Annotated in this window: 18 protein-coding genes; 14 read left to right on the forward strand and 4 right to left on the reverse strand. The window is 55.8% G+C overall.

What is annotated here, in order from left to right; translation table 11 throughout:
- The first annotated feature begins 35 nt into the window (after positions 1-35).
- The 7 genes from GYH29_RS19260 to GYH29_RS19290 all read left to right on the forward strand — a co-directional run bounded on the left by GYH29_RS19260 (position 36) and on the right by GYH29_RS19290 (position 4,667).
- A complete protein-coding gene (locus GYH29_RS19260) occupies positions 36-755 on the forward strand; it encodes a Crp/Fnr family transcriptional regulator (protein WP_043591256.1) in 720 nt (239 codons plus the stop codon).
- 1,070 nt (positions 756-1,825) lie between these two features.
- The gene (locus GYH29_RS19265; RefSeq protein WP_198001604.1) at positions 1,826-2,482 is read left to right on the forward strand and encodes a BON domain-containing protein; all 657 of its coding nucleotides are present in this window, start codon (positions 1,826-1,828) and stop codon (positions 2,480-2,482) included.
- A 31-nt stretch (positions 2,483-2,513) separates the two neighbouring features.
- Entirely contained in the window at positions 2,514-3,077 is a 564-nt protein-coding gene (locus tag GYH29_RS19270; protein ID WP_019101107.1) for a BPSL1445 family SYLF domain-containing lipoprotein, read from the forward strand.
- A 134-nt stretch (positions 3,078-3,211) separates the two neighbouring features.
- The gene (locus GYH29_RS19275; RefSeq protein ID WP_152596903.1) at positions 3,212-3,418 is read left to right on the forward strand and encodes a hypothetical protein; all 207 of its coding nucleotides are present in this window, start codon (positions 3,212-3,214) and stop codon (positions 3,416-3,418) included.
- A 413-nt stretch (positions 3,419-3,831) separates the two neighbouring features.
- A complete protein-coding gene (locus GYH29_RS19280) occupies positions 3,832-4,023 on the forward strand; it encodes a CsbD family protein (RefSeq protein ID WP_232060424.1) in 192 nt (63 codons plus the stop codon).
- Between the two features lie 70 nt (positions 4,024-4,093).
- Positions 4,094-4,411, forward strand: coding sequence for a BON domain-containing protein (locus tag GYH29_RS19285; RefSeq protein WP_043591258.1), 318 nt, complete (start codon positions 4,094-4,096; stop codon positions 4,409-4,411).
- A 94-nt stretch (positions 4,412-4,505) separates the two neighbouring features.
- On the forward strand, positions 4,506-4,667 hold the full coding sequence (locus tag GYH29_RS19290; protein ID WP_019103438.1) for a DUF3309 family protein: 162 nt from the start codon (positions 4,506-4,508) through the stop codon (positions 4,665-4,667).
- Positions 4,668-4,816: 149 nt separating this feature from the next.
- Here GYH29_RS19290 and GYH29_RS19295 read toward each other — a convergent pair whose 3' ends face one another.
- The 4 genes from GYH29_RS19295 to GYH29_RS19310 all read right to left on the reverse strand — a co-directional run bounded on the left by GYH29_RS19295 (position 4,817) and on the right by GYH29_RS19310 (position 6,690).
- On the reverse strand, positions 4,817-5,293 hold the full coding sequence (locus GYH29_RS19295) for an OB-fold protein (protein ID WP_161524265.1): 477 nt from the start codon (positions 5,291-5,293) through the stop codon (positions 4,817-4,819).
- A 227-nt stretch (positions 5,294-5,520) separates the two neighbouring features.
- Positions 5,521-5,898, reverse strand: a complete 378-nt coding sequence (locus tag GYH29_RS25195; RefSeq protein ID WP_152596904.1) for a nuclear transport factor 2 family protein — start codon at positions 5,896-5,898, stop codon at positions 5,521-5,523.
- A gap of 102 nt (positions 5,899-6,000) precedes the next feature.
- Entirely contained in the window at positions 6,001-6,375 is a 375-nt protein-coding gene (locus tag GYH29_RS19305; protein WP_052052031.1) for a helix-turn-helix domain-containing protein, read from the reverse strand.
- On the reverse strand, positions 6,376-6,690 hold the full coding sequence (locus tag GYH29_RS19310) for a helix-turn-helix domain-containing protein (RefSeq protein WP_052052032.1): 315 nt from the start codon (positions 6,688-6,690) through the stop codon (positions 6,376-6,378).
- A gap of 84 nt (positions 6,691-6,774) precedes the next feature.
- Between GYH29_RS19310 and GYH29_RS19315 the strand changes: the two genes are divergently transcribed.
- The 7 genes from GYH29_RS19315 to GYH29_RS19345 all read left to right on the forward strand — a co-directional run bounded on the left by GYH29_RS19315 (position 6,775) and on the right by GYH29_RS19345 (position 11,219).
- Entirely contained in the window at positions 6,775-6,990 is a 216-nt protein-coding gene (locus tag GYH29_RS19315; protein ID WP_043591259.1) for a hypothetical protein, read from the forward strand.
- A 61-nt stretch (positions 6,991-7,051) separates the two neighbouring features.
- Positions 7,052-7,498 (forward strand): YmfL family putative regulatory protein, encoded by a 447-nt coding sequence (locus GYH29_RS19320; protein WP_081950316.1) that lies wholly within the window; start codon positions 7,052-7,054, stop codon positions 7,496-7,498.
- Between the two features lie 3 nt (positions 7,499-7,501).
- Positions 7,502-7,726: an ogr/Delta-like zinc finger family protein gene (locus GYH29_RS19325; RefSeq protein WP_019102738.1), complete on the forward strand. Its 225-nt coding sequence runs from the start codon at positions 7,502-7,504 to the stop codon at positions 7,724-7,726.
- A gap of 87 nt (positions 7,727-7,813) precedes the next feature.
- Entirely contained in the window at positions 7,814-7,960 is a 147-nt protein-coding gene (locus tag GYH29_RS19330) for a hypothetical protein (RefSeq protein WP_019102739.1), read from the forward strand.
- A 14-nt stretch (positions 7,961-7,974) separates the two neighbouring features.
- Positions 7,975-8,352, forward strand: a complete 378-nt coding sequence (locus GYH29_RS19335; RefSeq protein WP_043591261.1) for a hypothetical protein — start codon at positions 7,975-7,977, stop codon at positions 8,350-8,352.
- Positions 8,349-10,622, forward strand: a complete 2,274-nt coding sequence (locus GYH29_RS19340) for a replication endonuclease (RefSeq protein WP_081950317.1) — start codon at positions 8,349-8,351, stop codon at positions 10,620-10,622. Before GYH29_RS19335 ends, GYH29_RS19340 begins: the two co-directional genes overlap by 4 nt.
- Before the next feature lie 237 nt (positions 10,623-10,859).
- On the forward strand, positions 10,860-11,219 hold the full coding sequence (locus GYH29_RS19345; RefSeq protein ID WP_043591265.1) for a hypothetical protein: 360 nt from the start codon (positions 10,860-10,862) through the stop codon (positions 11,217-11,219).
- Positions 11,220-11,261 lie beyond the last annotated feature (42 nt).

The raw sequence follows: 11,261 nt of genomic DNA on the forward strand, positions 1-11,261 counted from the left end.
TGACCTTGATGCTTTTTCATTTAATGGAGATATTTATGCCCAAGCCGTGCCTTCCGTTGCAAAATCGATTACTTGCAGCTTTGCCTCCCGAAGTACAACAACGTCTTCTGCAGCATTTGGAGTACGTGTCGCTAGCCTTGGGGGAGATGCTAAGTGATGCTAGCCGCCCCATGTCCCGTGTTTACTTCCCTGCTGATTCAATCGTGTCGATTTTGTATGTAATGGAGAATGGCGCGTCAGCAGAAATCGCCGTGATTGGCAATGAAGGGCTGGTAGGCGTGTCAGCTTTCATGGGTGGGGCACCCTCCACCGGTCAAGCCATTGTTCAAAGCGCTGGTCATGCTTACGCTTTACCCGCTACACATTTTTTGCACGAGTTCAGTCGCCATGGCGAGATGTTACTGTTGATGCTGCGCTACACCCAAGCGTTAATGGCGCAAATGGTACAGACAGCTGCATGCAACCGGCATCACTCCATCGACCAACAACTCTGCCGCTGGTTGCTGCTGTCCTTAGATTGTTTATCAGGCAACCAATTGTGTATGACTCAGGAACTGATTGCTAATATGTTGGGAGTAAGGCGTGCTGGGGTCACCCATGCCGCAGGCAAACTGCAAAAACTGAAAATAATCGAATACCGGCGCGGTCATATTACCGTCCTGGATAGAGTAAGACTGGAGAAACTGAGTTGCGAGTGTTATGCGGTAGTGAGAGCTGAAATGGACCGCCTGTTGCCACCACCGGCCAAAAGCTAATTCGGAGTGCTTGCCGTTCCATTTTAGGATCTGGAACGGCAAGATTTCTGCTGTTTCACGATTACTATTTTTTTATTAAGTCTGAACTCAGCCCTACAAAGCCTGTTGACTATTATTGGGCTTTACGAAAACCAGAGTTCGAGCCAGATGCTTCTTTAGGCGGGGTATGTGTGATGGGTTCCTTCGGTTCAGTTTTCGGGGCACTCGGTTTGGGCGAGGCATCTGCTGGCTGTGAAGGCTTGACAACATCAGAGGGGTTGCTGTGATCACCGGTAGTTTGTTGAGTGGGGCTAGTCATGAAGATCACCTTAAATTGGTATGTGCCGCACTTGCAAGGTTGCAGGTGTCGGTAAGCCTATAATGTCCGCTTGTTTCTTCCATGTCTGTGCGGTAGCGCACATAATCTATATTTTCTTAATTGCATTGGGATGCCCGATCCATTTTGTTTGCTACCTTTACTAGCAACTCTCTTGTTTTTCCTCTTGGTTCAGCCATAGCAGTTTCTGCCATTTTTTGTGTAATCAAAGCAATTGCCGAAGCCAATCTCGCTGTTATATAAAGTTAACGCAGCTGAGCTTCCCAACCGTTTTCCCGGCTGAAGTGGTATGTTCCACATGGAGAGTGAATTGCTGCAAAGCGGTACATCGGAGGTACCTGTGCATCCAAAGCATTATCAATGGATTCGAACCTAGCGCATGCCTCGTGCTTGGAGCGATGAATCTGACTATTTCTGGCTGTGATATCGCCAGCAAATAAGTGTTTATTGCTGTAGTAAAAGACAAGTACAAAATGGTTTGATTCGATCATCATTATTTCCTTAATTTTAGATTCAAAAATTAGTAGATTTTTTTAGACACGATTTTGACAATTAGGTTCAGATTTCTGCAAATTCATTTTAATATTTAATTGTAAAGTTCATTACAAAAATAAGATGGCAAATGTTGATACTGACCGCTCGGCCCTAGCTAGACCTCCCACGTAAAAAAATTACATCTAAAGTACGGTAGCGGACAGACTCTCGTTGAGGCCTCGTTGAGGATGAAAATCCAATAAACTAAGGAGCTCAAGTCATGATCAAGACAGATAGCCAGTTACAAGCTGACGTAATGGCCGAACTAATGTGGGACCCAGCTATCAACTCCACTCATATTGGGGTACAGGTAAATGATGGGGTTGTTACACTCTGTGGACATGTTGCCAACTATGCACAGAAATGGTCTGCGGAACGCGCGACGCTGCGTGTAGGCGGTGTAACAGCCATTGCGGAGGGAATAACGGTGGAACTCCCTGGCCAAGAAAATCCTAATGATGCAGATATTTCACGTACTGCAGCCCGTGTGCTTCAGATGATGGGATATCTCAAGGAGAACTCTATCAAAGTCATGGTAGAGCATGGCTGGGTCACCCTTTCCGGCCAAGTTGAGTGGGACTACCAGAGAAAGGATGCCTGCAAGCTAGTGTGCCACCTTTCGGGTGTCACCGGGATTAGCAGCGACATTGGCATTCGCCCTAAAGAAATCAGCCGAGCGGTCAAAGAAGAGGTGGAGGCAGCCCTGAAGCGTCGGGCAATCCGTGATATTGCAAGCATCACCGTCAGTATTGATGGTTCCGATGTCATTCTGGGGGGTACTGTACACAGTTGGTCGGAACGTGCACTGGCCCAACATGCTGCCGCGGGAATGCCTGGTGTCCGTAATGTTATTGACAAAATCAAAGTCACTATCTGACACCTAAAATCTATCTACAGGAGAAAATACCATGCTCAAACGTATCGGTATGATATTGCTACTCGGTGGTTCGCTGATCAGCTGCACGACGACATCGCCAAATTATCAAGCAAGTGACATGACGAGAAATCTGGCCATTGATGCCAATGTAGATGAAACACTAAGCGAGCTTTATCAGCAGGCAAAAGGATCTCGCGAACTGATGGGCCGCGCCAAAGGGGCGCTGGTTTTTCCCTCAGTGCTAACTGCCGGCCTTGTCGTTGGAGCCGCTTATGGAGAGGGCCAATTACGTATTGGAAACCAGCATGCAGGTTATTACAAGACAATGACGGGCTCTGTCGGCTTCCAGGCGGGGGCGCAGTCTAAGGCCATTATATTTTTGTTCATGACACAGGAGTCATTGGATCATTTCCGCAAAGGGAATGGCTGGACCGCCGGGGTTGATGCCAATGTGGTGCTGTTGAAAATTGGCGCGGATGGGTCGGTTGATACTGAAACAGCCAAAGCCCCAGTCATTGGTTTTGTGCTGACCAATGGCGGCCTAATGTTCAATGTCTCTCTACAAGGCACCAAGGTATCCAAGCTTAAGCCGTGACTTAGTCAGGTCCAGTTTCGTTTCCATATGGCTGCTAGCGTACAGACCGCTGCGCACGCAAGCCATATAGTAATGATGCTGAATGTTGATTCTACGTAATTTTACGTGGAGCAACCTAATCAGAGGTGAAGAAAATGACCAATATCCAAGAGAAGCATGAAACCGCAAAAACTGGCGAAACTGACAAAAACAAAACCAGTACCGGCCAAGCATTCGAAAATAAGGCAAAACCTACCAACGACCCCCAAAAAGACCACAACAAGGACTCCGATAAAAAAAAAGATGGTGGAACATATGGGAATAAGCAGGACGGAGTGTTGACCCATAAGGCTAAACCGTAACTGCCGAATTAGTTCTGGAATTCTGTCAACCAAGAAGACTAGAATTTTAATTGGCGCGATGAATGCCCATTAATTCAAAATGTGAATTGATGGGCATCGTTCTTTTCACTTTCAATGTATGGTACAAGCAGAATAGTCCTACTGGCTGGCGCGTCGGGCAGGTTACCATCGGCGGCGAGTTGGTCGCGCAGCCGGAGTTGAACGCGCATATGAGCAATAGAGTTCTGCCGTTCAATTTTTCGCTCTCCATTCGGCGATAGCGCCTGTCCTACCATATCAATTCTGAAAATCTCGATATATTCCCCATGTGTATGGCAACGAACAGACCAGATGTAGCCGATGAGCTACGATGCGAATGTGTGGCCGTCGCCATGCGTCGACACCGAGTCGACTGAATTTTTCAGGAGCGCATCATGGGTATCAACAAAGATCAAATCAAAGGACGTGCGGAAGAAGCGAAGGGCAAAGTGAAGGAAGTCATTGGCAAAGCCATGGGTAACAAGGACCTAGAAGCGAAAGGCAGCATCCAGAAAAACCTTGGGGCTGTTCAGGCATCAGTAGGCGATATGAAAGAGGATCTCGCGAAGAAACTGAAAACGCCTTAATTACAACGCAGAACCGGCGCTTAGATTCAATCGACGCCCGTTCGGTTGAAACAAACCAAATGGAGAAATCATGGACATCAAATTCACCGGCACCTTGCTTTTGTTGGGTGCCTTGCTTGGTCCAGTCAGTGTATACGCCGAAGACTTAACGAGCGAAATGCCTGGGCAGTATCTTGATGACTCCGTCATCACCACCAAGGTCAAGGCCGTATTCGTCAAGGACATGTGGCTCAAAGGACTTGGCATCAATGTCCGCACTGACCATGGCATTGTCGATCTAAACGGCACCGTAAACAGTCAAAATCAATCTGATCGCGCCACGAAGCTGGCGGCACAGGTCAAGTCGGTTATCGCTGTTAACAACAAACTGACCGTTCAGCCGCGCTAGTGATGAATCGTGGTTATTAGCACTAGCATGGAGGAAAATCTGTGTGCATCAATGTTGACGGTCGAAGTTTCGCTTCTTACTTAGGAGAGAAAGCATGGACTTACTCATTATTGCGATTTTGCTCTTGCTGCTGTTTGGCAGCGGCTTGTATTGGGGTCTGGGCATGGGCTGGGGAATTGGCCCTATTGGACTGATTGTTGTAGCGCTGATTGTCTCTATTGTGCTGTTTGGCTGTCGCCGTCGAAGTGGCAGCTGAAATGGAGTGCGCTCCGACCCATAGGACAGGATTGCCCATAGAAGCCGGGGCAGTTCAGTGAGGCTCACAAGGTATCTGGGAACGTAGGGGCGATTCAAGATTCATGCGTCGACTCCAGCAAAAAGCCCTGCTAATGCGGGGCTATTGTTTTAGAGGATCGCGCAGCGGTCCAGCGTGGGGCTGCCAATGATTCGGGTGCTGCCCTGGCAGGACACGGTCACGGTTTGCCCTTTCTTCAGCACTTTGGCCTTGGGGGCTTCCTCGTCACTCAGCTTGGCCATGACACGGTTGAAATCGTCCTTGGCACGCAGCCAGACTATCGTGTTGTCGAAAGCGTCTTTGTCGATGGAGGCAATGCGGCCTTCCACCTCCAACAGCTTGCCTTTGTATTCATTATCCGCAGCGGCCTCGTTATCGTCATAGGCCTGGAATAGCTTCTTGGCGCTAACCTTGATGGCCGCCTGGGCCGGCGCAGTGGCGGGAGCCTCTTGCTGCGCCGTCTGTTGGGCGCCGCTGGCATCATTGCTGGCCGTGGCCGGCACCTTGCCCTTGTTCTCTCCGAAGATAATGCCGATGGCGATCAAGGCCACCAGGGCAATCCCAATCCATTTCAGGGCTTTTTTCATAGCGTGCATCCTAAGCGATATTTGTCATTATCAAATATAACATTTCAAGCCTATAGCATATCATGCAGGCATAGTGTGAATCACACAAGCAACGCCCGGCACATGGCCGGGCGTTGTTTTTGGGTTTGAGTTTGCGCTACATACAAAACGGCGAACAGGCAGCCCACCTAGGCCGCGCTTTCGACCTGAGCGTCACGGCCAAGATCAAGCCGGTGTAGATTTGTTGGTTACCACACTTCAGCAGCTGCCGTGCCCTGGTGATAGCGTAGTTTCCAGTCGCCCCCCACTGCGACCCAGATGGATGAGCGCAAAGTATGATGCGAGAGGGATCCATCCTCCTGCATAAGAGCTGATCGATATTTCAAAAGAGCGACCCCTTTACACAACTCGGCTGCAATATATGAATCAGCCATAATTTCGTTGGTGCACTCCTCTGTCGACAATGCCTCCACTGTCTCTTCGCGACTGTAAAGAGAGCCAGACCTCCCTACCTCTTCAAAGTCTGGATGAAGCAACCTGCAAATGTACGTGTAATCCCGACGCACACTCGGCTTGTGCAGTTCAGACTCCAATTTTGATAGCGTTTGGACTAAAGAATCAGACATCAATTATTCCCGTTCAGGCCGAGCCAGCAGCTTGATTTCATCCGGTCTTAACTTGCTGCGCGATAAGACATGTCGAAACAAAACTAGATTGCCAACCTCGATTCAGTGCGACTCGGACAGGTTTTGATGGATCTGCTGCATCACCCCGAGGGCCAGCCGCTGGCCGCGCGGGTCCAGTTGCTGGAACTGGTTCAAGAGGGCGTGAGCTTCAGGCGACAACTTCGAGTCGTAGCGCTTGCCGGTGATGATGTAGGTGACGTCAAAGCCGACAGTAAAGAGTCTTGCTAGCACTTCAGCGTTAGGGAAGCTGGTCCCTTTTTCATAGCCAAGATAGGTCGCATAGCTAACATCAGCGGCCTTATGCGCTTCCATCTGGATCATGTTCAGTCGGATACGCTCTTGCTTCAACCGCTCTGAGATCGACACGCCACACGTCATCACCACCCCACTGAATAGCCAATAGGCTTCATCCTGCAACTAGCTGTGGGCCTTGTTGTAGGCTTGGATCATGTCAGAAATGAAGTGCTTGCCACGTTCGTCTAGTTGGGCAAAGGAAGCCAAAACGGCGTTCTGTTCGGGGGAGAGCTCAGAGGCGTTCCGCTGTCCGGTGACGATGTAAAGCACATCAAACCCCGCTATAGCCCAGCTTGCCAATGACTGAGCGTCAGGATATCTGTCGCCCCTCTCATACCCTTGATATGTGGAATAGGCGATGCCACCGACCTTGGCAGCCTCTTGCTGATTCCATCCAAAACGGGCTCTTTCCGCCCGCAATCTATCCCCAAGGCTCAATTTTTTAATCCATACCTGTTGCGTAGATCAATTTTTTAATCCATCATGTGCTTGCGAATCACTTTCTTGAGCATAGTAACTCACATGCAAAACGCCGAACAGACAGCCCGCCCGCGCCGCGCTTACGGTCCGCGCGGCACTTCCAAGGTCAAGCCGGTGCAGATGCGCCTGCTGCAAGCCGAACGCAGCGAGTTTGATCAGGCCATCGCCGACACCGGTTACTCCGAAAGCAAGCTGGCCCGCGACATCTATCTGCTGGGCCTAGCCGCTTGGAAAGCCGGCCGCACCGGCCATGTTTGAACTGTAGCCAAGCCGCCGCGGCCTGGAAACCACAAGACCTCTAGATTTTTGGTGATACCCGATGGACAACTTCAGAAATTGCTTCCAACAGATGTGCAAGGGCATGCCCGGCGGATGGCCGGCGATGGCCGCCGCGCTGGGGATCACCAAGGATGCGCTGGAGAACCGCGTCTACGAACGCCGGGGCCAGGAAGTGAGCCTGCATGAGGCGATGCAGATGCAGGCCTTCCACGGCTCCACGCTGTTTGCCGAGGCGGTGGCGATGGACAGCGGCGGCGTGTTTGTGCGCATGCCGGACGCCGAGCGGGTGGACAACGAGGAAATCCAGACCCTGTACATGGAGCTGGTGGAAGACGTGGCGCGGCTGGCGCGCGAGTGGCGCGAGGCCACCCGTGACGGCGAGGTGGACAGCCGCGAGCGCCGCCGCCTGGAGCGCATCCAGCACGATATCTGCGCCAAGACGGTGCAGATGAACGAGCTGACCTTTCAGTTGTTTTGCCGGAGCTGAGGCATGGCGTACCCGTGCAAATACTGCGGCTTTGTCTCCTACGCGCGCACTAGCCGGATGCTGACGGAAACGGTGAGGGAAACCTACTACCAGTGCGGCGATTACGAGCACTGCGGCAAGCCGTTCAAAACCTACAGCGAGTCCTGCGCCATCGAGCATAAGCGCACGCGCCTGGGCTTGAGAACGCCGATTGACGATAGGCAGCTGGAGCTGCCCGGCCTCGCCTGACGAGCTGATTTAACCCCGTTCCCCCTTGCAAAAATCGCACCCGCGCGGCGCGAGGGGGCTTTTTACGCCCAAAAACTGGAGAACCCCATGAAAAAGCTGCGTTACGTCCGCTTCCAAAACGGCACCGGCTGCTACACCGCGCCGCTGCGCCAGCCAGCCGGCAACGGCCAGGCCATCGCCGCCGCCCTGGTGCTGGCGTTGCTGGTGGTGCTCCAGTTCACCCTGCCCGTCTGATCAGAGGAAAAGCCATGTCCTACGAAAACTTTCAGGCCACCCGCCAGCGGCTGGCCGCCCAGGTGGACGAACGCCGCGCGGTCCGTCACCTGCAGTCGGTGCGCGCCTTGCAGTCCAAGGTGCTGACGCTGGCGCAGCTGGAAGCCATCGCCGATATGCAGGACGGGCTGAAAGTGATGGCCGGCGTGCGCGAGCAGATTATCCGCATGGCCGCGATGCACCGCCTGCCGCTGAAAGGGCTGGGGCTGGGCATGACGGGGATGGGGCAGCTTTGGTACGAGTTGGAAACCATGCTGGCGGAGAGCGAGCACGCCGCGGCGCGGCTGGCGGCCGGCGCGGTGGAGGGAGAAGCACCGGCGGAGCCGCAGCACAGCCAGGACGCAGCGGCATGACATCCAAGATGCCAGAGCTAAGCCACCTGCCGGACAGCTGGGCGCTGACCAAGATCGGCCACTTCCCGCGTCACCTGCAGCGCGCGGTGCGCTTCAACTGGCTGCGCCGGCGCAACCGCAAACTCACCGGCCGCAAGGGCGTGCTGGACGATGGGCGCGAGGCGGAGGCGAACAACTACCTGCGTGAGCTGGTGGGCCGTTTCCCGGCCAAGGCGCTGGAGCTGGGCGCCTGCGAAAGCCAACTGGTGGAATACGCCAAGGCCAAGGCCAGCCAGGCGGAGGCGCTGCACCGCGACGGCGCAAGCATGGAAGACCTGGAGCGCTTCTGCAGCGAGCACGGCATCGCGCTGCCCAACGCGGACACCGACGGCGGCATCAAGCTGCGGCTGGCCTGCTCGCTGTGGTGGCGCCGGAACCTGCGCCGTGTGAACGCCCGCAAGGCGGAAGCCTTGTCTATCGCCCTGGGCCTGGTGCACAAGCGCCACGCGCTGTACGCCAGTCATGACGCGGTGACACGCCGGCGCGAGCAGAAGCGCCGCAACCGTGCGCTGCTGGAGGCGCTGACCGCCATCAATGAGCTGGGCGAGGAGTTCAGTCTGGCGGACGTGGCCGACGCCGGCATGAGCAATCCACGCATCCGTCGTGCTGAGCTGATGTGCCGCATTGCCGGTTTTGAGCATATCGCCATTGGCCTGGAGCTGGCCGGCGAGTTCATCACCCTTACCGCCCCTAGCCGCTTCCACCCGCGTGTGGCGGCCAGCGGCCAGCGCAATCCGCATTACGACGGCGTGAGCACGCCGACGGATACGCGGGATTACCTGGGCGGGGTGTGGTCACGCATTGGCGCCAGCTTGGCGCGCGCCGACATCAAGATTTTTGGGTTCCGGGTGGCGGAGCCGCATCACGACGGCACGCCGCACTATCACGGCTTGTTCTTCATGAAGCCGGAGCATGTGCGCGAGTTTCGCCGCATCGTGGCGCGCCATGCGGTGCGTGAGGACCGCCAGGAGCTGGGCCTGCGCTACGCGCTGACGAGGGCCGACGCCATGGCCATGGCGCGTAAGCAAAAGGCCGCCGGCGCCAAGGAACCGCTGGCCAAGCTGGCGGAGGCCATCGGCTGGGAGAAGGCCTTCTGGAACGCCAAGCGTTCGCGCTGGGTGTGGAAGGCCATCAAGGCCCGTGTGGACTTCAAGCGCATTGACTGGAGCCGGGGCACCGCTGCCGGCTACATCGCCAAATACATCGCCAAGAACGTGGATGGCACCCGCCAGGACGGGTTTTCCATCGGCCAGGACTATGAAGCCGTTGGCGGCCGGCCAGATGGCGACGATGGCGTAACGCTGGCCGAGGACTACGCCACCGACGCCACCGTTACCGCCCAGCGCGTGGACGCCTGGGCCAGTACCTGGGGCATTCGTCAGTTTCAGCAAGTGGGCGGCCCGCCGGTGGGCGTGTGGCGCGAGCTGCGCCGCATTGACTATGCGGACGCTGAGGACGTGCTGATGCGCGCCGCCGCTGCGGCAGACGCCGGTAACTGGGGGCGTTTCGTGGAGGTGATGGGCGGCCATGAGGCCAGCCGTAAGAACATGCCGCTGCGTCTGGCCAAGGACAGCGCACCGGCCACCAACCGCTACGGCGAGCCGGGACAGAAGCGGCTGTTTGGGGTGGTGGAGGTGGACGGCGGACAGCTGGCGGTGACTCGGATGCACACCTGGGAAATCAAGCGCGGGGTTGAGGTGTTAGGGCGCGAAAGCGCCCCTTGGACTCGTGTCAATAACTCTACGGAAACGAAATTTACCCCGATTCCCGCCCAGTCGGGCGACGCCCAGCGCATCGCGGCCGAGGCGGCGGAGATGGACATCTACATGAGCACACGGCCGGAAGACGACGCCTTTCTGCCAGAGGCCGAAAACCGCGCCCGCCAGCAGCGGGGCCGCGCCGCTCAGCAGCAGTTCCAGCAGCAGATCAGCGAGTTCATGAAGTTTGCGGACGGCTGGGTGCAGCAAGCCCAGCGCCAGGCCGAACAGAAACGCGCCGACACCGTGCTGCGCCTGACTAGCCAGCGCCTGACTAAGCGCTTCAAGCGCATGGCGCCGGCGGCCGGCCTGGAACACATCAACGAAATTCGCATGGCCGCCCTGCTCCAAAGCCAGGACGCGCCACGGCCAGGCGCCCGCTGGCGCGCCGAGGGCGGCAGCAGCAAGCCCATCGCCAGACAGCTGAACAACGCAATCGACCGCGCGCGGAAGTTCACCGCTCGGGTCCAGTGAGGAGGAAGGGAACATGCAGCTAGAAGTGTATGGGCCGGACAGGAATGTAATGGCGAACCTGCTAATCGAGGAAGCCAGGGACATTGAGGGCCTTAGCAACGCCATGGCGCGTGTCGTGTGCCTGCAGCTTATAGATGGGCGTGGATATGGCGAAACACTGCAGCGGTTTCAGCAAGCGTATGCGGAGTCCCGCGCAAAGTGGGCTCGATGCAGACAACTCTTGGGGATGAATCAGATATGAACGTGCAAACCAATCTCTACACCCGCCTGGTGCAAGCCGCAACCGGCAAATTCCGCGCGGAGCTGGACGCGGTCAACGGCCAGCTCCACAACATCGACCGCGCCGAACGCATTGCCCGGCGCCTGCGCGACATCGAGCTGGACGCCACGGCAGAGGCCGGGCCGGGCGCTGTCCCGTTCATCGTGTTGCGCTGGCCGATTGAGCTGTTGCAACTGCAAGGCAACGTCATCGCCCTGGTGCGCAACACCCTGGATCGCCAGCTGGTGCAAAACGGCCGCGACAGCCAAGGCCGCGACTGCTTCCAGATCCTGGACGAAGAGCGCGCCAGCCTGGCCATGGTGGTGGAGCCCATCTAAACCCCGGCCGCAAACGCGGCCATAGGCGAGCGGCCAGCCCAA

Origin of the sequence: Chromobacterium haemolyticum (assembly GCF_009936155.1) — a bacterium.
Classification (GTDB): Bacteria; Pseudomonadota; Gammaproteobacteria; order Burkholderiales; family Chromobacteriaceae; genus Chromobacterium; species Chromobacterium haemolyticum.